We start from the raw sequence: 22,532 nt of genomic DNA, 5'->3' as shown, positions 1-22,532 counted from the left end.
AGAGGCGCGGGGAAGGGAACGGAGGGGCGCTGGCTGCCTAGAAAAACTGCGGCAGGATCAGCAGCATGCCGATACTCCACGTCAGGTGCGCCGCGATGGGGGAGTAGAGCCTGCCGGTTTTCACGGATTCGTAGTAGGTCACTGCCCCAAGCACACCGGCGGCGAAGACCAGAAGCGGCACGCCCATCACGCAGGTGACCAGGCAGTAGGCCAGCGTGGACCACACCCCGGCCTGCACCACCGATTGGCCCGCGCCGCGCAGCTGCCGCGGCACAGCGTCGCGGAAGACCATCTCCTCGCCTGCGCCGTTGACTACCAGCACCAGCAGTGTGAGGAAGTACCCGCCCTTGTTCGGGGTCTGCAACAGCTCCGCGGCAGGGCCGGCCAGCAGTGGGATGTGCTGCACCACCAGCGCACCCAGGACGAACACAACCGCGAGGGCGGCGCCGATGAGGGTGCCCCGGAGGACGTCGAGAAGCTTGCGAGGCCCCGCGAACGCCTGACGGTCACCCCACCGCCACCACGCGGCCGCGTAGACCACCGCCGTAAACGCGGTGGCCCAGTAGAAGCCAGCGGTGCCGTCGCCGGCGCGGCGCGCGAGAAACAGGCCGAGTGCGCCGAGCGCGCACGGCACCAAAAACAGCCATTGCCTGGTCACGTGGGGGCCTTTCGTCTAGCAACCATCGGGGAAACCAACGGTCAAGGCTACCGGCACGCGGCCCAAGCTAAACGGGCGGCTAGTTCACGGAGAAGATGATCATCTCGGTGTCGTCGGGTGTGCCGCGGTAACGGCCGTCGTCGCCCGGAAAGTTGTTGTCCAGCGCGGTGAGGTAGCGCCCGTCTTCCAGCTGGACGATGGTCTCGACGCTGAGCAGCGCGAACTGGAACGGGTCGCCGACACCGTAGGCGCGGGCGTCGGAAACCATGCCGATCTTGGACGGGTTGGCGATGTTAAGCAGGTCAGCCATCAGTTCCTTCTTCACCGTGGAGCCGGCTTCAGCGTCCGCGAAGTCCTTGACCTCGAAGACCTTCTTCAGCTGCGCTTCCGAACTGCGGAAATCGTCGCGCTCGAGCATGAGTAGGCGGCCGTCCTTGGTTATAAACGCGTCGCCGATCAGGGCATCGTCGCCCTCTGCCACGTAGTTCCAGGTCTTGCCGGTGTACTTGCCGGTTTCGGTGTCGAACTGGGAGATCACGCGCACGCGCTTGTCGGTGGCGCTGTCCAGGTAGCCCTCGAAGATGGGGTAGAGGTAGCGGCCGTCGATGGCCATCGCCTCGAAGCCCTTGGAATTGCGCAGGTTTGGCTGCTCGCCCGTACCCAGGGTCGGGTTCGACGGGCTCTTCACACCGGGGTAGGGGTACGGGGCGTCGAGAAGCGTGCCGTCTTTATCCACGTGCAGGATGTAGGGGCCGAACTCCTCGCCGATCCAGAAGGTGCCGTCTTCGGCGCGGACGAAGGACTCCGGGTCGAAGTCGGCACCGGTGAGCAGGCGGTCTTTGGTGTCGTTGTTGACGATGTCCCACGGGATCTTGTTGTTCGGGTCCTTCAGCGCGATGTAGTCCAGCACGTCGATTCCGCCGACGTGCTTCGGGTCCTTCGCGGTCTCGGCGGTTTCCCAGTTCGGCTTTACCGTGTAGATGCGCAGCAGGAAGTCCGACGAGTTCTGCTTGGAGCCGAAGCCGTTGTCGGGCAGGGCGTAGAACTCGCCGTCGCCCTTTTCGATCATGCCGGAGAAGCCCGGGATGACCTGGCCCTTGAACGGGTGGGTTTGGCCGTTGCCGTCGAAGGCGTCTTTGCCGGAATCCGGGCCCGGCGCCTGGTAGAGCGCCGACAGCTTCGCGCGGCCCTCAAGTACCGGCCCCTCAATCGCAGGCGCGGGCGTGGACGGGGCGGCGCCGTTGCTGGAGCCGGCCGCCTCCGAGCTTCCGCCAGCGGTGGCACCGATCGCGCCGCCGACGAGGCCGCCGACAACAAACGCGCCCGCGACAGCCGCGATGAGCTGCTCGAGGTTGAGGTTTTTGATGATCTGGTCGAGCGGGGGAGGAAGCTGAATATTCATATGCCACTGCCTTTACAATCGTGCGAAGCTGAGCGGAAAACTCAGGCGAAACTTAGTTTTCGCACAGCGAGTGTAAGGCGGGTCGGCCGGCTCCGCTCGGCGAAAACAGCCGACCGATTCCCGCCCGGAGGCGCGGGGGAAGTACGATATTTCCCCGTCGCCCCTATAGCCCAATTGGCAGAGGCAGCGGACTTAAAATCCGCCCAGTGTCGGTTCGAGCCCGACTGGGGGCACCACTACACGGCGGTGTATCCGCCGTCGGCGAGGTGGTAGGAGCCGTTGACGAACGACGCGTCGTCGGAAAGCAAGAAGCTCACCATCGCCGCGATCTCCTCGGGCTCGCCCAGGCGGCCAGCAGGATGCTTATCGACGAGCGCCTGGCGGGCCTCGCCCTGCGCCCGCTGAATCAGCGGCGTGTCAATGTACGCCGGACCCACGCAGTTGACCCGGATGCCGGTGGCGGCGTAATCCGCGGCCAGAGACTTGGTCAGCCCCACCACGCCGTGCTTCGCGGCGGTGTATGCCTCGATGCCGCCGGCGCGGCCCACAGAGCCGTGGATGGAGGACATGTTCACAATCGCGCACTGCTCCGTGTTGCCCTGCGCGAGGAACTGCTTGAGCTGGTAGTGGCAACCGTAGGCCACGCCGGACAGGTTGATGGCGATGACCTTGTCCCAGTCAGCCAGGTCCTTGTCCGCAAGCGGGGTGTGGTCGCCCACGCCAGCGTTGTTCACTGCGAGGTGGAGCGCGCCGAACGTGTCTACGGCGAACTGCACGGCCGCCTCGTTGTCCTCCTTGCTGGCCACGTCCTGGCGGAACGCGGCCGCGGCACCACCGTCCGCCTCGATTGTGGCGGCGACGTCCTTGGCGGCATCGTCGTTGATGTCGGCGACTACCACCTTGGCGCCCTCGCTGGCGAGACGCTTCGCGATGGCCTCACCGATGCCGGAGGCGCCGCCGGTGACCAGCGCAACTTTGTTTTCAAACTTGCTCATGACTGCTCCTTGACCTTCCGTGGGGATGCGGTGCAGCCAAAGTGTAAGCAGCCACCGACCCTCCTGGGGCCGGTTTTGGGCAGCTACTTCTTCGCCGCGCCGAGCGCAGCCTTGATCAGCGGGATCTGCAGCGGCAGTCGCCCGATGGAGATGATCTGCTTCTGCCAGGGCTCGTTACGCCACTGCCACGCCATCTGGAAGTTCGCCGGCCACACTGCCGCCAACAGCGCCGCGGCGAACTTGCCGCCGGCCGCGCGGGTTTTGGGATTCGCAAGCAGGGCAGCTGCGGCGAGCTCGGCCACGCCGGAGACGTACGTGTAGGTGCGTGCGGCGCCGGGGAGGGCGTCGGGCACGATGCCGTCGAAAGGCTGCGGCTTTGCAAAATGCAGCACGCCCGCGCCAGCGAACAAGGGGATGAGGAACTTCTGCAACGGTTTCATTGGTCCGAGCCTACGCCCGGGCCGGGCTACAGCGCGCGGGCGACCTGTTCGGCCACGAAGGCGGAACCGGCGCGGGAGGGGTGCAGGGCCATGTTGTAGCCGGCGGTGGTGGTGTCGATGAGGCCTGCGACCCAGCGGTCGGCGTCGCGCGCGCAGGTGCTGTGGCCGGTGGACTGGGCGTTGATGTCCAAAAACGCAGCGCCGACTTGGCGCGCGGCTTCGCGCTGATTGTCGCGGTGGTGCTGCTCCCAGCCGTGCACCGTCGGAGTGAGCACGCCGAGCGGGAGGTTGGGTACCACGTTGAAGGCGCAAATCGCGCCGTTTGCTCCGGCCACCGAAAGCATGCCGGGGATGATGATCTTCGCGTTCGGCGCCGCGGCGCGGACTTTCGCCGCGGCGGCGCGCATGTTGGCCAAGTACTGCTCGCGGGTGCGCGCGGCGTCGTAGGTGGTGCCGGGCTTGTCCAGTAGCGGGCGCCAGTGATCGTTGAAGCCGGCGCCCAACGTCACAGCCCGGGTGCCTGCGTTCAGCGCGCCGGTGTGCACAGCGTGGTCGATGCGGCCAAGCATTTGCTCAGAGGTGATGCCGGCGCACGACCAGTCCGCAACCGCGGCGCCGGTGTGTGCACCGAGCTGGCTCGGCCAGTTGTCCGGGCCGTGGAGGCATCCGGATTCGCTCGGGTTGTTGCGGAGCACGCGTTCGGAGGAAGTGGAAGACAGGCTCGATCCATCGGTGAACCGCAGCACGGTGTTGAGGTACTGGTCCGGGTTCGCGGCAAACGAGTCGCCGAAGACCACCACGTTGTCCGCGGGCTGCGCGGTAGCGGGGGAGGCGGACGTGGCTGCAAGCAGCGCAACGAGGAATATGACGGTACGGCGGATCAGTTGACTCACGCGGCCGATCCTATAGGCCGCCTTTGATGTCGTTGTACGCCTCGAGTGCGACTTTGCGCGACGCCTTCACGTCCACCATCGGCTCCGGGTAGCCGGGCAGCAACGCCTCCGGCGTCCAGCGCCCGACGTACTTGCCGGAGGGGTCGAACTTCTCCTGCTGGGTCAGCGGGTTGAAGATGCGGAAGTACGGTGCGGCGTCGTCGCCCGAGCCGGCCACCCACTGCCAGTTGAACGGGTTGGAGGCGGCGTCGGCGTCCACGAGTGTGTCCCAGAACCACTCCTCGCCGTGGCGCCAGTGGATGCCCAGGTTCTTGGTCAGCCAGGAGCCGACCACCATGCGCACCCGGTTGTGCATGGTCCCGGTTTCCCACAGCTCCCGCATGCCGGCGTCCACGAGCGGCACGCCGGTCTCGCCGCGCTGCCACTGCGCCAGCTGGCCCAAGTGCTGGGCGGCGTCGGCGTCCGGTTCCATCGCCGGATCCGCGAAGGCTTGCACGAAATCCCAGGGTGCCGCGTGCGAACTCCACGCCCACTCGAACCTGTCGAACTGGCTGCGCACGTTGCGCACCGCCAAGTCCGGCAGGTGGTACAGGCGGTGCCAAGCGAACTCGCGCCACACCAGCTGGCGCAAAAACGCCCACGCGTGGGCCGCGGCGGCCGGGTGCGTCTCCGCAAACGCTGCCGTTTCGGCCCACACATAACCGGGGGAGAGTTCCCCGAAGCGCAGGTGCGCGCTCAGGCCCGAGGTCGCGCCGGGGCTCAGGTCGTTGTTGTCGTAGCCGTGCCCGTCCGCAAGCCCGTCCAAGAACTCGTGGAAACGCGAGAGTGCAGCGTCCTCACCGGGCGTGTTGTGCTCGGCCAACCCCTCGGCCCACGACGGCGCCTCCGGAACCCCCAGCCGCGTGCCGCCCGGCAACGCCGGCGCGGAAACGGGCTGCGGAGGGTTCGCGATCAAATGCTGCTGCACGGCCTTGTAAAACGGCGTGAACACCCGGTACGGGGTGCCGGCGCCGGTGTTGATCTCCCACGGCTCCGCGAGCAGGAACCCAGGGAACGTGCGCGCGCCCACCGCGCGCTTGACCTCGGCGTCCACATCGACGGCGTCGTAGCGGCGGTTCCACGCCACCTCCGCGCCGAGCTCTTTGGCCAGGCGAGGGATGATCTCGCGGGGATCGCCCTGTTCCCGGATTATTGGGAGCTTGGTGCTTAGCCGCGCCACACTGTGGTCGCGCCACCACGCGGCGGCGCGGCCGAGTGGTCGGGGCCGGAGGTGTCGTCGATAAGCACACCTGCGACCTCCCCGCGCGAAGTCGCCCACGACAGCGCGGGGTTGTCCGTGGCGCGAAGATCGTCGCGGAATCAAACAAGGGTGGTGGGCACGTGCGTCTCCGTTCAGTAGAGTCAAGGCCATGACTGATCGTATGAATGTGGAATCTTTCAACCTCGACCACACCAAGGTAGCCGCCCCGTTCATCCGGCTCGCGGACCGCAAGGAGCTGCCTCAAGGCGACACGCTGGTGAAGTGGGACATCCGCTTCAAGCAGCCCAACGTCGAGCACCTGGAGATGCCTGCGGTGCACTCGCTGGAGCACATGTTCGCCGAGCACGCCCGCAACCACGCGGACAACGTCATCGACTTCGGCCCGATGGGCTGCCAGACCGGCTTCTACCTCATGCTTTCCGGCGACGTCGCCGAAGCCGAGGTCGCCGATCTGGTGGAGAAGACGCTCACCGACATCACCAACGCGAACGAGGTGCCGGCCGCCAACGAGAAGCAGTGCGGTTGGGGCGCAAGCCACGACTTGGAGGCCGCCAAGCGCGAGGCGCAGGCGTTTTTGGACAAGCGCGACGAGTGGGGCGCCGTCTTCAAGTAGTCGGGTCCACCACCCGAATCTCCAGCGGCGCGGTGCGCAGGCGGTAGAGGCCTGGCACCGCGTCGAACGTTGCGAGCAGCTCGTGGGCGAACGCGGCGGTGGCGGGGACGATGATGTGGCTATCCGTGAGCTCGGTTGCCGCTTCATGCGGGGTCAGCAGCAGCCACGTTTCGCCGTTGAGCAGCGCGAACGACCTACCGTGTAGCAGGCGGCGGCGCGCAGCCCGGATCAACGCCCGCGCTGCCGCCGGATCCAGATCCACGCGCCCTGCGGCGTCAACTTCGAGATAGCGGGCGTGCATCGCGCCTATCGACGACCCTTCGGCCCCCACCGCCTCCTCCAACAATGCCCGATTCTGCGCGTGAGCACTGAGCGGGTCGCGGTCCGTGGCAGTCAAGCCCAACGGCACGCGGTCGCCGACAAAGGCCGCGAACTTCAACGGATCCCAGGACAGCATCTGTTCCACGTCCTCGCCGTTGATGCCGACCGCGTAGGTGAAGCGGATCAGGCCGGTGGGCCCGTCCAGCACACCGAGGACCGGGTCGGTGACAAACACGAAGCCGGTCAATGTGCCGCGCGGGGTGTCCAGCACGAGGTAGTGGCCCGGCTCGATGTCGTCGCGGGCGGCGCGGGCGAGCAGGCGGGCCGGCCACTCGTCGGGAAGCGCAGGTGTGCCCGGCACGCGCAACGTGAGCTCCGTCTGGGTGCCCGCGGACGGCTGGGAGGATTCCACGCGGGACTTGCCGTAGGTGCAGTACAACACGTGAGGGACAGGCTCGGGCAACACGTACGCGTGGACCTCCAAGTGGCGGTAGGAAAACACGTACGCGTCCGTGCCGCCGGCGGCTTGCGCGATGTGGCCGCGCACCACCTCACCGCCGGTTCTAGGGCCGCGGCGGGCGTTGTCGAGCACTCCCATAACGCCCACCATATCCCCGCCGGGCAGAAACGAACGTTCCGTTAATACTCCGCCCGCGGGAACTTTTTTGGTAAGTGTGGCGTTATACCCGGTGAACTCTTGGACAAAACCCATTGGAAAGGAACTGTGCGACGTGAGAAGCACTAACCCCGTTCTGCGCAACATTCCGGGGGCGGATGCGGACAACGGCTACCAGGCCGGCCAGACCGCGACGCTTCCGGGGCACGCGCCCGACATTGATCAGCAACGCCCGATGACGGTCGACGACGTGGTGACCAAGACGGGCATCACCCTCGCCGTGATCATCGCGTTCGCCGCCGTGAACTTCGGCATCTTCCTCACCGGCAACGTGCAGCTCGGCTTCATCCTGACCGTTGTCGGCGCCATCGGCGGCTTCGTCACCACCCTGGTCAACGCATTCCGCCGCGAGTTCGGCTCGAAGACGCTGACGCTGATTTACGCCGCGTTTGAGGGCCTGTTCCTCGGCGGCTTCTCCCTGACTGTTTCCGGCTGGTTCACCGTCGGCGGCGCGGATGCTGGCCAGCTGATCTTCCAGGCCATCCTGGGCACGATCGGCGTGTTCATCGGCATGCTTGTGGTCTACCGCCGCGGCGCGATCCGTGTGACCCCGCGTTTTAACCGCATCGTCACCGGCATGATCTTCGGCGTTGCCATCATGGCGCTGGGCAACTTCCTGCTGGCGATCTTCACCGGCATCTCCCCGCTTCGCGACGGTGGCACGCTGTCCATCATCTTCGGCGTGGTCTGCGTCGTGCTGGCGGCCCTGTCCTTCCTGCAGGACTTCGACCTGGCCGACAAGCTGGTCCGCACTGGCGCGCCGGAGCGCGCATCCTGGGGCGTCGCCCTCGGCTTGGCCGTGACCCTGGTCTGGCTCTACACCGAGATTCTGCGCCTGCTGTCCTACTTCAACGACCGTTAGGCCTCCGCAGAAACAGAAAGCGCCTCGCTCCCGGATTATCACCGGGGCGAGGCGCTTTTCGCGTGCGCCGTGTGCTTAGTAGTTGTTGTCCGGCACGACCGACTGGCCGTCGACGGACACGGTGGTGAACACCGGCTTGCCGTCGACGATCTCCGGGTTGCCCAGCACAACCTTCACACCCTCTTCGCGGTTGTCCGGGGAGACAACGACGCGGGTGGCGGTGCCTTCGGCGATATCCTCGCCCCACTGCTCCCAGACGATGTTCTCCAGGAAGTCGTCCTCGTTGGCGCAGTCCACCGTCAGGCGGTCCGGGCGGACCAAGTCGGTGGCGCCGCAGTTATTGAACACCGGGGCAGCGGCGACGACGGCCTCAGCGGTCTCCTGCTCCTGCTCGGCGTTCGCCTCGGTGACGTTGGTCGCCGAGGCGGTGGTTGCGGTGCCGGTGGCGGTGGTCGCGGTGCCGGCCCCCTTCAGGGAGTTCGGGTCCTGGGTGGTGGCGGTGTCGACCTTCTCGGAGGAGGGGTTCTCGTGCGGCGGGGTGCAACCTGCCAGGGCGATAGCTGCCAGGGCGGCGACGCCGGCTACTGCTTTGCGGGAAGAGGTGGCAATCACAGGAATGGTCCTTCTGTTTTGAAAAAGAGAAAAGTACTGGCTACTTCGCGCGAGGCGTGGAGGCCTTGACTGAATCATACGGCTCGGCCGAGACGATGGTGACGGAAATCTCGCGGCCGTTCGGGGCGGTGTACTTGCGGGTTTCGCCCTCGGAAGCGCCGACGACGGCTGCACCGAGCGGGGACTGCTCCGAGTAGGTCTCCAGATCTGCGTTGTCCGTGGAAGCCGCGCGGGTGCCGATGAGGAAGGTCTCGCGGTCGTCCTCGTCGCCGTCGTAGTAGACATGCACGACGGAACCGACGTGGGCGACACCTTCGACGATGCCGGTGCGCTCGGTGGTGGAGTTGGACAGGATTTCGGAGATCTGCTTGATGCGCGCCTCCTCCTGGTCCTGCTGCTCGCGGGCTGCGTCGTAGCCGGCGTTCTCCTTCAGATCGCCCTCTTCGCGGCGCTCGTTGATCTCAGCCGCGATGACGGGGCGGTTATCAATGAGCTGCTGCAGTTCGGCCTCGAGCTTGGCCTTCATTTCAGGAGTGATGTACTGCTGCTGGGATTCAGCCATAGGGGTCTAAACCTTCCCTGATACGTGAAATCGGCCCGCCGCTCGCGGGCCAATGTGTGCAGATATACAGCCGGAAGATTACCACACGCGGAGAAGGCAGTTTCCGCTAGCGTGCTGCGTAGAAGGTGCTCTCCGGGTCCATGTAGAACGGCAGATTTTCGGAACAGCCGTAGATGCGTCCGGACACCAGCGGCTCGCGCACCGGCAGGTCGACGGCGATGCGCGAGTGTTCCTCGCCTCCAGCAGGAAGGACCACCTCGCGCCGGCCCACTTCCGCGTGCGAGTAGTCCACGGCGGTGACAATGCAGTACGCGGGCGTGTCCGGGTGTTTGCGGTTCACGTCGATCCAGAGCCGGCCCGTTTCGTCGTCGATGTGCTCCTGCGAAATGAATTCCGCGCGGACCGGTTGGTTGAAGCGCTCCATGATCGTGCGGGCCCCGACGAACAGCAGGGCAATCATGAGCAGCGCGGCGACAACCGCCACCAGCTTGCCGCCGATGGAGCCGCGGGAGCCGCGGTTGCGGCCGTATCGCTCGGCGGGGCGGGGAGAGGTTGCGGTGCTCACAGAAACGGCTCCTTGCAGGTGGTAAGGACTTCTGGGTTGATGGTACTAAGATGGCGCGGAGGTACAGAACTGACCCCTACGAAAGTTGGATTGATCGAGTGACTGGGTTGCGTCTCATGGCCATTCACGCCCACCCCGACGACGAGTCCTCCAAGGGCGCGGCCACCATGGCCAAATACGCCGCGGAAGGCAACCGCGTCAGGGTCGTCACATGCACCGACGGGAGGCGCGGCGACGTGCTGAACCCGGCCATGGACCGCCCCGGCGTGCTGGACAACATCCTTGAGGTGCGCCGCGAGGAAATGGCACGCGCTGCGGCCGCGCTCGGCGTCGAGCACGTTTGGCTGGGCTACGAGGATTCCGGGCTGCCGGAAGGCGACCCGCTGCCGCCGCTGCCGGAAGGCTCGTTCGCGGTGCAGGACCCAGAAGAGGTGGCGGTGAAGATCGTGGAGCAGATCCGCGAGTTCCGCCCGCACGTCATCATCACCTACGACGAAAACGGCGGTTACCCGCACCCGGATCACCTGATGGTGCACGCGATCTCCATGATCGCCTGGGAGCGTGCAGGCGACCCGGATTTTGCGCCCGGCACCGGCGAGCCATGGACGCCGCTGAAGCTGTACTACACGCACGGCTTCATCCTGCAGCGCATGAAGCTTCTGCAGGAGCGGCTGATCCAGCGAGGGAAGAAGAGCCCGTACGAGTTAATGATCAAGCGCTGGGAAGAAAACGAGGGCGACGTCTTCGACCGAGTGACCACCCAGGTGGAGTGCGCCGGCTACTTCCAGCAGCGCGCCGAGGCGCTCACTGCGCACGCCACGCAGATCGATCCCGCGGGTGCCTTCCTGGCTAGCCCGGTGGAGGACCAGCAGGACGTCTGGCCCACGGAGGAGTTCGAGCTCGCCGCGTCCAGGGTGGAGACGAGCCTGCCGGAGGCGGATTTGTTCGCCGGGATCGAAGCTGGCACCGAGGAGGAAAACTAAATGACAACCTTTACTGTCGCCGCCGCGAACGCCGCGAATTTCGTGCTCGCCCAGAACCCGGGCGAGACCCCGGTTGGTCCGGACTTCGGCAAAGCCTCGCCGATCGGCCTGCTGCTCCTGGTGGTCCTTGCCATCGCGGTGCTGTTCATCGGCTGGTCGTTCCACCGCCGCTTCTCCCGCTTCAAGCGCCGCCAGGCGTTCGCGGAGGCGCGCGGGATCGACCCGTTCGACGAGAAGGCCATCGATGAGGCCATGGAGAAAGCCGGGTTAAAGGACCAGCGGAAGAAAAACGCTTTCTAGCTGGCTAGAATCTTCATTGTGTCTGTCCTTTCGAAGCTGCGATACCCGCTGTACCCGCTGTATGAGGCGCGCTTGAAGCGCGAACTGCGCGGCAAAAAGCGCCCGAAGCACATCGCCGTGATGGCCGATGGCAACCGCCGTTGGGCGCGCGAGGCGGGCTTCGAGGACATCTCCCACGGCCACCGCGTCGGCGGCGCGAAGATCGGCGAGCTTGTGCGCTGGTCCGCGGAGATGGACGTGGACGTGCTCACCATCTACCTGTTGTCCACGGAGAATCTGCAGCGCACCACCGAAGAGGTGGAGCTGTTGTTCGACATTATCTCCGGGGTCATCGAGGACTTGGCCACGGAGGATTACACCTGCCGCGTGCGGTTGGTGGGGCATTTGGATTTGTTGCCGGAGGACGTCGCAAAGCGAATGCGCGAGGGGGCGGCCGCAACCGATACGAAGCACGGCCTCACCGTCAACATCGCGGTCGGCTACGGCGGGCGCCAGGAGATCGTGGACGCGGTGCAATCGCTTATCGACGACAAAGCGCACGCCGGAGTGCCAGCCACGGAGATGGCCGCCGAGATCACCGTGGAATCCATCTCGGAGCACCTGTACACCTCTGGCCAGCCGGATCCGGACCTTGTTATCCGCACCTCGGGCGAGCAACGCTTGTCCGGGTTCTTGCTGTGGCAGGCGGCGTACTCGGAGATTTGGTTCACCGACATTTACTGGCCGGCGTTCCGCAAGATCGACTTTTTGCGCGCGCTGCGCGACTACTCGCAGCGCTCCCGTCGCTTTGGCAAGTAGCTAGATTTTGCGCATGCGCACGCGCTGGACCGTGTGGTCGTAGTCCTTGCGCAGCACCAGCGAGGCGCGCACGCGGGTGGGCAGAATGTTTTCCACCAGGTTGGGCAGGTTGATGGTCTGCCACAGCTCCCGCGCGGCGTAGGCGGCCTCGGCGTCGTCCATGCCGGCGAAGCCCTCGAAGTGGTTGCCGGGCTGCTGGAACGAGGTGTCGCGCAGTTTGAGGAAGCGCTCGATGTACCAGCGCTCGATGTCTTCAGTCTTTGCGTCGACGTAGATGGAGAAATCGAACAGGTCCGAGATCATCAGCGTCGGGCCGGTTTGCAGCACGTTCAACCCCTCGAGGATGAGGATGTCGGGTTGGCGGACCTCCACGAATTCGTCGGGGAGGATGTCGTAGGCCTCGTGCGAGTAGATCGGCGCTTTGACCACCGGTTGGCCGGACTTGACCTCGGTGACAAAACGCATCAGGTTTCTGCGGTTGTAGGACTCCGGGAAGCCTTTGCGTTTCATGATCCCGCGTTCCTCCAGGACCGCCTTGGGGTGGAGGAAGCCGTCGGTGGTGACCAGGTCCACCCGCGGGTGCGAGTCCCACCGCTGCAAGAGCACCTGCAGCACACGCGCGGTGGTGGACTTGCCCACCGCCACCGAGCCGGCGAGGCCGATGATGAACGGCACGTGCCCCGGGTCGCCGCCGATAAACGTCTCGGTGGCGTTGGTGAGCTTCTGCCGGGCGCGCACCTGAAGGTGGATCAGGCGGGACAAGGGCAGGTAGATGTCCTCGACCTCCTGCAGGTCGAGGTTCTCGCCGATGCCGGAGAGCTTTGTCAGCTCTTCCTCGGTGAGCACCTGGGGCATCTTGGCGCGGCGCTTGCGCCAATCCTCGCGGTGGAAGTCGAGGTACGGCGACGAATCGGCTCGTGACATAGCCACCATTGTTGCACCCGGGCAGAAGGGGAATAAATCAGCCTTCTCGGCGCTCCGATTTTCCTATACTTCTTTAAGCCGTTGTCAACGCGAAAAGAAAGGACCCGGTCGACGTGTCTGAAGACCTCCGTTACCAGGATCTGGCCACCTACGACCCCGAGGTGCACGCCGCAATTGTGGACGAGCTCGCGCGCCAGCGAGACACCTTGGAGATGATCGCCTCCGAGAACTTCGTGCCGCGCTCGGTGCTGCAGGCGCAGGGCTCGGTGCTGACCAACAAGTACGCCGAGGGCTACCCGGGCCGCCGTTACTACGGTGGCTGCGAGCACGTGGACGTCATCGAGGACTTGGCGCGCGACCGCGCCAAGGAGGTCTTCGGCGCCCAGTACGCGAACGTGCAGCCGCACTCCGGCGCACAGGCCAATGCCGCGGTGCTCATGGCGCTGGCGGAGCCGGGTGACACTATCTTGGGCCTGGACCTGGCGCACGGTGGCCACCTCACCCACGGCATGAAGATCAACTTCTCCGGCCGCCTGTACAACGTCGCCGCCTACCAGGTGGAGGAGGACACCCACCTGATCGACATGGCGAAGCTGCGCGAGCAGGCCCGCGAGGTCAAGCCGAAGGTGATCATCGCCGGCTGGTCCGCGTACCCGCGCCACGAGGATTTCGCGGAGTTCCGCTCCATCGCCGACGAGGTCGGCGCCTACCTGTGGGTGGACATGGCGCACTTCGCGGGTCTCGTTGCTGCAGGCCTGCACCCGAACCCGGTCCCGCATGCGCACGTGGTGTCCTCCACGGTGCATAAGACGTTGGGCGGCCCGCGCTCTGGTTTCATCCTCACCAACGACTTGGAGCTGCACAAGAAGCTCAACTCCGCGGTGTTCCCGGGCCAGCAGGGCGGCCCGCTGATGCACGTCGTGGCGGCGAAGGCAACCGCGTTCAAGATCGCCGGGACCGAGGAGTTCAAGGATCGTCAGAGCCGCACTCTCGGTGGTGCGAAGGTGTTGGCGGAGCGTTTGCTTGCCGACGACGCACGCGAGGCCGGTGTCTCTGTCGTCTCCGGCGGCACCGAGGTGCACCTCGTGCTGGTGGACCTGCGCAACTCACCGATGGACGGTCAGCAGGCCGAGGACTTGCTGCACTCGGTTGGCATTACCGTCAACCGCAACGCCGTGCCGTTCGACCCGCGTCCGCCGAAGGTGACCTCGGGTCTGCGCATCGGCACCTCCGCGCTGGCAACCCGAGGCTTCGGCGAGGAGGACTTCCGCGAGGTCGCAGAGATCATCGCGGAGACCTTGATCAAGGGCGAGGCGGCCGACATCGATGCGCTGCGCGGCCGCGTTGAGGCCCTGGCGCGGAAGTACCCGCTCTACCCGGACCTCGAGGATTGGAAGATGCTCTAGTTCTCTTCGCTGCCAGCGACCTCGTGCCCGCGCTGCTCCGCAAGAGTGGCGCGGGCTTTTTGCAGCCATTCGGGCTGGTCGTCCAGCAGCGCGCGGATCTCCTCGGTAGTCATGGCCTGGTCCGCGCCGGCGTTTTTCAGCGCGGTCACGGAAATGCCCAGCTTGCGGGCCACCTCGGGGCGTGGGTGCGGGCCGGAAAGGCGCAGCTCCTGTAGCCACTGCGGCGGGTTGTCCTGCAGTTCGCGCAGCTCGGCGTGGGTCACGGCGCCGTCCTGGAACTCTTGCGGGGTGGCGGGAAGGTAGATGCCCAGCTTCTTTGCGGCGGTCACCGGCTTCATGGCGGTGCTGGAGGGGGTCTGATCAGTCATGGCCAAAACGGTAGCATTGAGTGCCATGCTCACCATTGCCTTCGTCACCGGCACTGAGCCGGGGAAGTGGTTCCGCCGCTTCGAGGAACTCACTGGAAGCCGGCTTGAGACGGTGCCGTCGGATGATCCGTTCGTGCTCGTCGGCAAGCAAGCTACTGCGGCGCTTGTGCGGCTTCCAGACGAGCGCGTCACAGACGAGCACCACGTGGTGCGCCTCTACGAAGAAGCGGCCGGGGTCGCGGTGCCGAAGGATTCCGTCTACGCGGAGGTGGGTGAGGTCACCCGCGCAGATTTGGCGGAGGAGATCGTGAACTTCGATGGGCAATCGCCTATCGACGAGCTCCGGTCCGCCCTCCAAGTCGTCGCCGCAAACGTCGGCGTGGCCTACGCGCCGCTGCCGCTGTTGAAGAACCTCACACGCAAGCAGATCAAAGCGTTACACCTTGCGGGGGAGGAGCCGGCGACCCAGATTGCGCTCGTCTGGCGCAAAGTGGACGATTCGGACGCTGTGCAGGACTTTGTCGGAGTGACCAAGGGGCGCACCGTGCGTTCCTCGCGTGGAAAAGCGCACCCCCGATCGGGTGCAAAGAGGGCTCGGCGTTAACGCAAAGTTCATAATGGACGGCGCACTACTTCAAGAATGAAAGGTAATGATTATGTTTTCCCGTAAAATTGTCGCTTCCGCAGCTGCACTGACCCTTGGCGCAACCGGCCTGGTTGCTTGCTCCAACGACGGCGAGGGCGAGCCGACCTCCACCGAGGTTGTCTCCGAGACCGCTACCGAGACCGAGGTCGCCACCGAGACCGCCGGTGAGGGCGCAGATAACACCGACGCTGCAGACGCCACCGACGGCGCTGCTGCAGGCGACGCTGAGGCTACCGAGGAGATCACCACCGCTGACGGCGCAACCGCGATGGTCCCGGCAGGCGTGAAGGCTGCTATGGACGAGTACGCGCAGCCGGAGTGGGGCGAGCCGATGGCGGTTGAGGAGACCGACGGCGGCTGGATCGTTACCTACGACAACGAGCACTACATCACCTGGAACGAGAACACCGGCGGTGCTCCGACCTGGGGCCAGATCGCTAACGAGTGGATCACCGACGTCCGCCTGGACCAGAAGATGGGCTTCCCGGTCGCACCGGAGACCGAGAACGCTGACAAGTCCGGCTGGACCCAGGAGTTCGAGAACGGCACCATCGAGTGGACCCGCGGTGCCACCGCAGATGCCTTCGAGGCAATCATCACCGAGAAGTAAAAAGGCGTTCACCTCGCCTGATTCTTCGCGCCACCCAGCTGCGGCTGGGTGGCGCTTTTGCGTTGATCCAGCCGTGTTTGCGCGCCTCGACGCGGATCTGGACAATGGGGCGCATGCAAAAATCGGACTTTGCCATCCGGCCCATCCGACCGGAAGACTATCCGCAGGTACGCGCCATCTACGAGATGGGACTACAGACAGGCAACGCCTCTTGGGAAACCAAGGGGCAAAACTGGGAGCAATTCTCCCGCAAGAAGATCATGGAGACCGTCTTCGTGGCGGTCGACGCAGACGACGACACCAAGGTGCTCGGCTGGGTCGGCGCCGCCAAAGCGTCGACCCGCAGCGTGTTCCACGGTGTAGTGGAAGATTCGATCTACACCCACCCGGACGCCCGTGGCCGCGGCATCGCAGGCGCCTTGCTGGACCACCTGATCCAGACGTGCATCAGCCTGCACAAGTGGTCCATTCACTCCTGGATCTTCCCCGAAAATGAAGGATCCGCGGGCCTGCACAAGTCCCGCGGATTTGAAAAGGTCGGCACGTTCCACAACATGGCCCAGATGGCCTACGGCGAGCGCCAGGGGGAGTGGCGCGACTGCGACATCTGGGAGCTGATTCTGCCGATGTCGCGCGAACAGTAGCGCCGTAGAGCAGCTAGCTCAAGTCCTCCTTGAGAGCTTCCTCTCGCACCGGAAGCAAAAGGACAAAAGCGATGATCGCCAGCGGCACCATGAGCAAGAACACCGGGGTCAGACCGTCGTTGTAGCTGCTCAGCACCGCCTCCCTGATGGGATCGGGGAGTTGGGCGACCCCGCCGGGGGTGAGGCTGTTTGCCCCGCCGTCTTGGAACTTCGCGGCGTACGCCTCGCCCTCCGGGCCAAGTTTGGCCAGCGCCTCCGGCAGGCGCTGCTCCAGGTTGTCGCGCATGTTGTGGATGAACAGCGAGCCCGCGAGCGACGCGCCGATGGACGAGCCGATCTGGCGGAAGAAGTTGTTCGTGGACGTCGCAGTGCCCACGTGCTTGAGCGGGAACGAGTTCTGCACGATCAGGACCAGCACCTGCATGACCAGGCCCAGGCCGAAGCCGAAGATGAACATGTAGACGCCCAGCCTGGTCAGCGACGTGGTCACCTGCAGGCGGGAGAATAGGAAGAGCCCCAGGGTGGTCACCAGCATGCCGACCAGCGGGTAGATCTTGTAACGGCCGGTCTTGGAGATGATGAAGCCGACCGCCATGCCGGTGCCGAGCATGCCGACGACCATCGGCAGCATCATCAGCCCCGCCTCGGTGGGGGTGAGCTGGTGAACCATCTGCAGGTAGGTGGGTAGGTAGGCAAGGCTGCTGGTCATGGCCAGGCCCAGCACGGTGCCGGCCAGGGTGGTCAGCACCATGTTGCGGTTTTTGAACAGGTCCATCGGGATCAGCGGGTTGGTGGCGCGCAGCTCCACGAACACGAATGCCACGGCGGCAACAAGCGCGATAAGCAAGGTGGTGATGATGGTGGGGGAGGTCCACTCGTACTGGGTGCCGCCCCAGGTGGTGGTGAGGATCAGCGAGGCCGTGGCCACCACCATGAGCGTGGTGCCGACGTAGTCGTAGTGCATGCCCTTCGCAGATCCGCGGCGCAGGTGCAGCACGGAGGCGCACACGCACATGGCCAAAATGCCCAGCGGGATGTTCATCCACAGTGCCCAGCGCCAGCCGGGGCCGTCGGTGAACCAGCCGCCCAGCACCGGGCCGAGCACCGACGACACGCCGAAGACGGCGCCCATGACACCCATGTACTTGCCACGCTCGCGGGCGGGGACCACCTCGGCGATGATGGATTGCGAGTTCACCATCATTCCGCCCGCGCCCAAGCCCTGGACGGCGCGGCCGATGATCAATAGCTCCATGGTGTGGGCGAAGCCGCCGAGGGCGGAGCCGATCACGAACAGGCCGATGCCGGTGATGTAGAGCCACTTGCGGCCCAGAATGTCGCCGAGCTTGCCGTTGATCGGCATGGCGATGGTCATGGTGACCAAAAACGCCGAGATGACCCAACTCATGTGGTCCACGCCGCCGAGCTCGCCCACGATGGTGGGCAGGGCGGTGGCGAAAATCATCTGGCCCAGCGAGCTCATCAGCATGGTCAGCAGCAGGGCCGAGAACACCAGCCCCACGTTTGGCGGGGTGGCCTGGAGCGGATGGTTGTCCGCGCGGCTTTCTACCATGTCATCTCCTTTGCGTACGTAGAAAGATCGTGTGCGTTAGTTAGCAGTTGCTCGACGGGGTCGGCGCCCTCTGGAGGGTGCCACAGGTAGCGACTCACCGCGCCTTGGAAGAGGACCACGATGAATTGTGTTTCGCTTTCCAGCGTCCCGGTGTGTCTGCGGTCGTCGGGGAAGCGTTCCAAATGCTCGTAGACCGCTCGGCCTACCTCGGTGAGGAAGCCACGTTTGCGGGTGGCTTCGGCGTGCATCAGGCCGGGGTTGTTTTCCAGCAGCTCGCGGCGGCATTTCGCGGCCGGCCCGTCGAAGCGCCCCGGTTGTACCTCGACGGAACGGATGACAAGTTCGAGCACGTTCTCGCTCGGTGTCTCCCGGATCGCGGCGAGGGCGTCCTCGCTGAACGCGAAGGGGAACGAGCCCAAGATCGCCTCGTCCTTGGAGTCGACGTAGTTGAAAAACGTGCGTCTAGAAATGCCCGCGTCGTGGCAGATGTCGTCGACGGTGACGTTGTCGTACCCGTGCGCGCGGACAAGTTTCGCGGCTTCGTCGCGGATGCGTTGCAGCGTTTCGCGCCGCTTCTGCTCCCTGATTCCCTCATTTTGCACGGGGTGCAATATTACACCCGGTGCACATTATGGCAAGCCCGCTGAAAGCTCGCCCTCTACCAGCGCTTTTCCATCCTCTAGGTAGGTTAGCTTCACAATGCCGGGCGTGTGCTTCTCGACGTCCCAACGGCCCTGCCCGTCATTACAGCCCTTCGTCAACGGGACGGATTCGCCCTCCTCACCGATCAGCGCCGTGCAGCCGGTTAGGGGATACGTCACCGAGGCGGTGCCGCCGCCGAAGGTCGCCACCGCGGGCCACGCCTTGACTTTCGCGTCGTCTTCCAAACTGTTCAGCGTTCCGGTGTACGTGCCGGTGGGGGCCGAAGGGTCGTCGATAGGCGACTGCGGCTGTGCGGTGACCGTGACCGTTTCCGGAACCTCGTTGACCGGTTCGGGGCGCGGGTTGGCGTACCAGTATGCCGCCGCGAGCGCGACGCCGATGATGGCGACGATGAGCGCGAGCACCCCGCCGACGACCCACGGCTTGTTCGGGCCGCCCGCGGTGTGCAGCTCGGAGAAAGAATCAGGCATGAAAAAGCCCCCAGCAAGTTGGTTGATGTGCTGGGGGCTGATTCTAGTGAGGTGCTAGTTGCGGCCTAGTTTCGGTCAGTGTTGGCCATGGACAGCACGTCGAGGCGCTTGTCCAGCTCCTCCTCGGTGAGCTTCTCGCCGTCCACGAAACCGAGATCGATGGTGGCCTGGCGGATGGTGATGCCCTCCTTGATCGCGTGCTTGGCAATCTTCGCGGCGTTTTCGTAGCCGATCGCGGAGTTCAGCGGGGTCACGATCGACGGGGAAGACTCGGCCAGGGTGCGCATGCGCTCCTCGTTGGGCTCGATGCCGTCGACAAGCTTGGTGGCGAACTGGCGGGCCGTGTTCGCCAGCAGGCGGGAGGACTCGAGCACGTTGCGCGCCATCATCGGGATGAACACGTTGAGCTCGAACTGGCCCTGGGTGCCGCCGAACGCGACGGCGGCGTCGTTGCCGATGACCTGCGCGGAAACCTGCGTTGCGGTCTCGCACAGCACCGGGTTGACCTTGCCCGGCATGATGGAGGAACCCGGCTGCAGGTCCGGCAGGTGGATCTCGCCGAAGCCGGCCAGCGGGCCGGAGCCCATCAGGCGGATGTCGTTGGCGATCTTGTACAGGGACACAGCAACGGAGCGCATCGCGCCGGAGAACTCGACCAGGCCGTCGCGGTTGGCCTGCGCCTCGAAGTGGTTCTTCGCCTCGGACAGCTGCTCAACACCGGTGAGCTTGACCAGCTCCTCGGTGACCTTGCCGCCGAACTCCGCCGGGGTGTTGATGCCGGTGCCCACGGCGGTGCCGCCGATGGCGAGCTCGCCAAGGCGCTCCAGGGTGGCCTCGACGCGTGCGACGCCGAGCTCGATCTGGCGGGCGTAGCCAGAGAACTCCTGGCCCAGGGTGACCGGGGTGGCGTCCATGAGGTGGGTGCGGCCGGACTTGACCACCTCGTGCCACTCGGTGGCCTTCTTCTCCAGGGATTCCTGCAGCACCTTCAGCGCCGGGATCAGGTCGCTCGCAGCCGCCTCGGTGGCGGCGACGTGGGTGGCGGTGGGGAAAGTGTCGTTGGAGGACTGGCCCATGTTCACGTGGTCGTTCGGGTGAACCTCAACACCGTTCGCCTTCGCGATGGAGGCGATGACCTCGTTGGTGTTCATGTTCGACGAGGTGCCGGAGCCGGTCTGGAACACATCAATGGGGAACTGCTCGTCGTGCTTGCCGTCCGCGATCTCCTTCGCGGCGGCGATGATGGCGTCGGCCTTCTCGGCGTCAAGGTTGCCCAGGTCCTTGTTCACCTGCGCGCACGCGGCCTTGAGCAGGCCGAGCGCGCGGATCTGCTGGGCCTCCAGGCCGCGGCCGGAGATAGGGAAGTTCTCCACAGCGCGCTGCGTCTGGGCGCGCCACAGAGCGTCGACGGGCACCTTGACCTCGCCCATCGTGTCATGTTCGATGCGGTATTCCTGATCAGCCATCATTGTCCTTTACTTCTGTCGCGTGCACGCCGCGCGCGGTAGAGTGCGCGCGTGCCTTTCCACTGCACGATTATGCACTAACCGGACATGACGAGGAGACGAAATGCCCGAACCGCAGGCCATGAAGACCCCCACTTTGAGGGACGCGGGAGTTGCGGCTGCCGCGATGGCCTCGATGTACGTTTTGCTCATCGGCCAAGGGCTGATTCTGGTGCGCGCGGGCGTCTCCCGGACTGTGGCGCTGACGGTGCTGCCGGTCGCAGTGCTGGTCGCGCTCGCAGTGCCGACGGTGCTGCTCGTGCGCCACATGCGGCACCGCGGGCTCGAGCTCGGATTCTCGCGGCTCGGGCGCCGCGGCTGGCACCTGATCTGGCAGGCTCCGGCGGTGGTGTTCGGCTCGGCGGCAGCGAGCGCTTCAGTCGCGCCGCTCATTGGCCTTGAGCCCGGAGGCGATTCCACAGGGGACGTCCTCGCCCGGGATTTGGATAGTGCCGCGCCGGTGCTGGCGCTGCTCGCTGGCTACCTGCTCGTCGGGCCGTTTATGGAGGAAATCGTGTTCCGCCGCGTGCTCATGAACTACTTCGACACGCTCATGCCCGCGGCGGCGAGCGTGCTGGCCACCTCAGCGATTTTCGGGGCTGCCCACGTCGCGCCGCCAGCGATCCTGTTCACCTTCTTCTCCGGCATTGGCCTGGCGCTGGTGGCGCGGTTCCACGGCAACATCACGTCCAGCTTCATCGTGCACGTGGTGAACAACCTGCTGGCCAGCGCGGCGGTGATCGGCGCGCTGATCTAGGCGGCTGGCGCGGTCTAGTTCTTCGGGTCGGAGTAGTCCACCACGGAGTAGTCCTGCAGCTTGGTCAGCTGGTGCTGGGACTCCACAAAGCGCACGGTGCCGGACTTCGAACGCATCACCAGCGAACGAGTGGTGGCGCCGGACTTGCGGTAGGTCACGCCGCGCAGCATGTCGCCGTTGGTCACGCCGGTGGCGGCGAAGTAGCAGTTGTCTGAGGTAACCAGGTCGTTGATGCCCAGCACGCGGTCCAGGTCGTGGCCGGCGGCCAGCACGCGCTCGCGCTCCACGTCGTCCTGCGGGGCGAGCATGCCCTGGATCTCGCCGCCCAGGCACTTCAGGGCGCAAGCCGTGACGACGCCCTCCGGGGTACCACCGACACCCATTGCGATGTCGATGGAGCTGGTGTCCTGCGCCGCCGCGATGGCGCCGGCGACGTCGCCGTCCATGATGAAGCGGACTTTGGCGCCGGCGGCGCGGATGTCGTCCACAAGCTGGTTGTGGCGCGGGCGGTCCAGCACAACGACGGTGACGTCAGAGGTGCGGATACCCTTCGCCTTCGCCACGGCCTCGATGTTCGCGGCGACCGGCGCGGTGATGTCGATGACGCCGGCGGCCTCAGGTCCCACGGCAATCTTGTTCATGTAGAAGGCGTCCTGCGGGTTGAACATGGAGCCGCGGTCGGCGGCGGCGATCACGGAGATCGCGTTCGGGCGGCCCTCCGCCATCAGGCGGGTGCCGTCGACCGGGTCGACAGCGAGGTCCACGGCGGCGCCGCGGCCGGTGCCGACCTGCTCGCCGTTGAACAGCATCGGGGCCTCGTCTTTTTCGCCCTCGCCGATGACGATGACGCCGTCCATCTCCACGGAATTGATCATCTTGCGCATCGCGTTGACGGCGGCACCGTCGCCCTCGTTCTTCTGGCCGCGGCCCACCCAGCGGCCGGAGGCGAGAGCGGCGGCCTCGGTGACGCGCACCAGCTCCATCGCGAGATTGCGGTCGGGGAAAAGATCGGACTGTTCGGTCAT

At 65.5% G+C, this 22,532-nt stretch carries 27 protein-coding genes and 1 tRNA gene; 11 read left to right on the top strand and 17 right to left on the bottom strand.

Annotation, left to right across the window (positions count from 1 at the left end):
- Window positions 1-37 precede the first annotated feature (37 nt).
- A complete protein-coding gene (locus HMPREF3151_RS01550) occupies window positions 38-658 on the bottom strand; it encodes a CPBP family intramembrane glutamic endopeptidase (protein ID WP_070472644.1) in 621 nt (206 codons plus the stop codon).
- Window positions 659-737: 79 nt separating this feature from the next.
- A complete protein-coding gene (locus tag HMPREF3151_RS01545; protein ID WP_070472642.1) occupies window positions 738-2,060 on the bottom strand; it encodes an esterase-like activity of phytase family protein in 1,323 nt (440 codons plus the stop codon).
- Window positions 2,061-2,219: 159 nt separating this feature from the next.
- On the opposite strand from HMPREF3151_RS01545, the gene HMPREF3151_RS01540 reads away from it, so the two are divergent.
- Window positions 2,220-2,296, top strand: a tRNA-Leu gene (locus HMPREF3151_RS01540).
- Here HMPREF3151_RS01540 and HMPREF3151_RS01535 read toward each other — a convergent pair.
- The 4 genes from HMPREF3151_RS01535 to HMPREF3151_RS01520 form a co-directional block, all read right to left on the bottom strand.
- Window positions 2,297-3,055, bottom strand: coding sequence for an SDR family NAD(P)-dependent oxidoreductase (locus HMPREF3151_RS01535; protein WP_070472641.1), 759 nt, complete (start codon window positions 3,053-3,055; stop codon window positions 2,297-2,299). It abuts the tRNA gene before it with no gap.
- Window positions 3,056-3,138: 83 nt separating this feature from the next.
- Window positions 3,139-3,495: a DoxX family protein gene (locus HMPREF3151_RS01530; protein WP_070472638.1), complete on the bottom strand. Its 357-nt coding sequence runs from the start codon at window positions 3,493-3,495 to the stop codon at window positions 3,139-3,141.
- A 26-nt stretch (window positions 3,496-3,521) separates the two neighbouring features.
- Entirely contained in the window at window positions 3,522-4,388 is an 867-nt protein-coding gene (locus tag HMPREF3151_RS01525; RefSeq protein WP_168160579.1) for a GDSL-type esterase/lipase family protein, read from the bottom strand.
- Between the two features lie 10 nt (window positions 4,389-4,398).
- A complete protein-coding gene (locus tag HMPREF3151_RS01520) occupies window positions 4,399-5,607 on the bottom strand; it encodes a cryptochrome/photolyase family protein (protein ID WP_371441203.1) in 1,209 nt (402 codons plus the stop codon).
- Window positions 5,608-5,797: 190 nt separating this feature from the next.
- Here HMPREF3151_RS01520 and HMPREF3151_RS01515 point away from each other — a divergent pair, with 190 nt between their 5' ends.
- A complete protein-coding gene (locus tag HMPREF3151_RS01515; RefSeq protein ID WP_070472632.1) occupies window positions 5,798-6,262 on the top strand; it encodes an S-ribosylhomocysteine lyase in 465 nt (154 codons plus the stop codon).
- Here the strand turns inward: HMPREF3151_RS01515 and HMPREF3151_RS01510 are convergent.
- Window positions 6,255-7,181 (bottom strand): suppressor of fused domain protein, encoded by a 927-nt coding sequence (locus HMPREF3151_RS01510; RefSeq protein ID WP_070473036.1) that lies wholly within the window; start codon window positions 7,179-7,181, stop codon window positions 6,255-6,257. The genes HMPREF3151_RS01515 and HMPREF3151_RS01510 overlap by 8 nt on opposite strands.
- A gap of 133 nt (window positions 7,182-7,314) precedes the next feature.
- Between HMPREF3151_RS01510 and HMPREF3151_RS01505 the strand changes: the two genes are divergently transcribed.
- On the top strand, window positions 7,315-8,121 hold the full coding sequence (locus HMPREF3151_RS01505) for a Bax inhibitor-1/YccA family protein (RefSeq protein ID WP_070472630.1): 807 nt from the start codon (window positions 7,315-7,317) through the stop codon (window positions 8,119-8,121).
- 75 nt (window positions 8,122-8,196) lie between these two features.
- Here the strand turns inward: HMPREF3151_RS01505 and HMPREF3151_RS01500 are convergent, their stop codons facing one another.
- From HMPREF3151_RS01500 to HMPREF3151_RS01490, 3 genes are all read right to left on the bottom strand, one after another.
- Entirely contained in the window at window positions 8,197-8,733 is a 537-nt protein-coding gene (locus HMPREF3151_RS01500; protein WP_070472627.1) for a hypothetical protein, read from the bottom strand.
- A gap of 40 nt (window positions 8,734-8,773) precedes the next feature.
- Window positions 8,774-9,295, bottom strand: coding sequence for a transcription elongation factor GreA (greA, locus tag HMPREF3151_RS01495; RefSeq protein WP_070472625.1), 522 nt, complete (start codon window positions 9,293-9,295; stop codon window positions 8,774-8,776).
- 106 nt (window positions 9,296-9,401) lie between these two features.
- Window positions 9,402-9,860 carry a DUF4307 domain-containing protein gene (locus HMPREF3151_RS01490; RefSeq protein WP_070472623.1) on the bottom strand — a complete coding sequence of 153 codons (459 nt, stop codon included), beginning with the start codon at window positions 9,858-9,860 and terminating at the stop codon, window positions 9,402-9,404.
- 98 nt (window positions 9,861-9,958) lie between these two features.
- On the opposite strand from HMPREF3151_RS01490, the gene mca reads away from it, so the two are divergent.
- The 3 genes from mca to HMPREF3151_RS01475 are packed head-to-tail and all read left to right on the top strand — an operon-like array spanning window position 9,959 to window position 11,941.
- Complete coding sequence (gene mca, locus HMPREF3151_RS01485; RefSeq protein ID WP_070472620.1) at window positions 9,959-10,843, top strand: mycothiol conjugate amidase Mca; 885 nt, start codon at window positions 9,959-9,961, stop codon at window positions 10,841-10,843.
- The gene (locus HMPREF3151_RS01480) at window positions 10,844-11,143 is read left to right on the top strand and encodes a hypothetical protein (RefSeq protein ID WP_070472617.1); all 300 of its coding nucleotides are present in this window, start codon (window positions 10,844-10,846) and stop codon (window positions 11,141-11,143) included.
- 18 nt (window positions 11,144-11,161) lie between these two features.
- The gene (locus HMPREF3151_RS01475) at window positions 11,162-11,941 is read left to right on the top strand and encodes an isoprenyl transferase (RefSeq protein ID WP_070472615.1); all 780 of its coding nucleotides are present in this window, start codon (window positions 11,162-11,164) and stop codon (window positions 11,939-11,941) included.
- Here HMPREF3151_RS01475 and coaA read toward each other — a convergent pair whose 3' ends face one another.
- Window positions 11,942-12,865 (bottom strand): type I pantothenate kinase, encoded by a 924-nt coding sequence (gene coaA, locus HMPREF3151_RS01470; RefSeq protein WP_070472612.1) that lies wholly within the window; start codon window positions 12,863-12,865, stop codon window positions 11,942-11,944.
- 113 nt (window positions 12,866-12,978) lie between these two features.
- On the opposite strand from coaA, the gene glyA reads away from it, so the two are divergent.
- A complete protein-coding gene (glyA, locus tag HMPREF3151_RS01465; RefSeq protein WP_070472610.1) occupies window positions 12,979-14,271 on the top strand; it encodes a serine hydroxymethyltransferase in 1,293 nt (430 codons plus the stop codon).
- Here glyA and HMPREF3151_RS01460 read toward each other — a convergent pair.
- On the bottom strand, window positions 14,268-14,639 hold the full coding sequence (locus HMPREF3151_RS01460; protein ID WP_070472608.1) for a DUF5997 family protein: 372 nt from the start codon (window positions 14,637-14,639) through the stop codon (window positions 14,268-14,270). The two genes, glyA and HMPREF3151_RS01460, sit on opposite strands and share 4 nt — an antisense overlap.
- 25 nt (window positions 14,640-14,664) lie before the next feature.
- Between HMPREF3151_RS01460 and HMPREF3151_RS01455 the strand changes: the two genes are divergently transcribed.
- The 3 genes from HMPREF3151_RS01455 to HMPREF3151_RS01445 all read left to right on the top strand — a co-directional run bounded on the left by HMPREF3151_RS01455 (window position 14,665) and on the right by HMPREF3151_RS01445 (window position 16,539).
- The gene (locus tag HMPREF3151_RS01455; protein WP_070472606.1) at window positions 14,665-15,243 is read left to right on the top strand and encodes a LysR family transcriptional regulator substrate-binding protein; all 579 of its coding nucleotides are present in this window, start codon (window positions 14,665-14,667) and stop codon (window positions 15,241-15,243) included.
- A gap of 52 nt (window positions 15,244-15,295) precedes the next feature.
- Entirely contained in the window at window positions 15,296-15,895 is a 600-nt protein-coding gene (locus HMPREF3151_RS01450) for an LGFP repeat-containing protein (protein WP_070472604.1), read from the top strand.
- A 113-nt stretch (window positions 15,896-16,008) separates the two neighbouring features.
- Entirely contained in the window at window positions 16,009-16,539 is a 531-nt protein-coding gene (locus HMPREF3151_RS01445; protein ID WP_070473034.1) for a GNAT family N-acetyltransferase, read from the top strand.
- Between the two features lie 13 nt (window positions 16,540-16,552).
- On the opposite strand, the gene HMPREF3151_RS01440 is transcribed toward HMPREF3151_RS01445, so the two are convergent.
- The 4 genes from HMPREF3151_RS01440 to HMPREF3151_RS01425 form a co-directional block, all read right to left on the bottom strand.
- On the bottom strand, window positions 16,553-18,112 hold the full coding sequence (locus HMPREF3151_RS01440; protein ID WP_070472601.1) for an MDR family MFS transporter: 1,560 nt from the start codon (window positions 18,110-18,112) through the stop codon (window positions 16,553-16,555).
- Complete coding sequence (locus tag HMPREF3151_RS01435) at window positions 18,106-18,714, bottom strand: TetR/AcrR family transcriptional regulator (protein ID WP_070472599.1); 609 nt, start codon at window positions 18,712-18,714, stop codon at window positions 18,106-18,108. The genes HMPREF3151_RS01440 and HMPREF3151_RS01435 overlap by 7 nt, the downstream gene beginning before the upstream one ends.
- A gap of 27 nt (window positions 18,715-18,741) precedes the next feature.
- Complete coding sequence (locus HMPREF3151_RS01430) at window positions 18,742-19,245, bottom strand: hypothetical protein (RefSeq protein WP_070472596.1); 504 nt, start codon at window positions 19,243-19,245, stop codon at window positions 18,742-18,744.
- 65 nt (window positions 19,246-19,310) lie between these two features.
- Window positions 19,311-20,711 (bottom strand): class II fumarate hydratase, encoded by a 1,401-nt coding sequence (locus HMPREF3151_RS01425; RefSeq protein ID WP_070473032.1) that lies wholly within the window; start codon window positions 20,709-20,711, stop codon window positions 19,311-19,313.
- Between the two features lie 103 nt (window positions 20,712-20,814).
- Here HMPREF3151_RS01425 and HMPREF3151_RS01420 point away from each other — a divergent pair, with 103 nt between their 5' ends.
- A complete protein-coding gene (locus HMPREF3151_RS01420; protein WP_070472594.1) occupies window positions 20,815-21,507 on the top strand; it encodes a CPBP family intramembrane glutamic endopeptidase in 693 nt (230 codons plus the stop codon).
- 14 nt (window positions 21,508-21,521) lie between these two features.
- Here the strand turns inward: HMPREF3151_RS01420 and glpX are convergent, their stop codons facing one another.
- A complete protein-coding gene (gene glpX, locus HMPREF3151_RS01415; RefSeq protein ID WP_070472591.1) occupies window positions 21,522-22,532 on the bottom strand; it encodes a class II fructose-bisphosphatase in 1,011 nt (336 codons plus the stop codon).

Origin of the sequence: Corynebacterium sp. HMSC05H05 (assembly GCF_001807265.1) — a bacterium.
In the GTDB taxonomy this organism is placed as follows: Bacteria; Actinomycetota; Actinomycetes; order Mycobacteriales; family Mycobacteriaceae; genus Corynebacterium.
The sequence above is the reverse complement of the archived record's forward strand: the minus strand, read 5'-3'. Positions and strand labels throughout refer to the sequence as shown.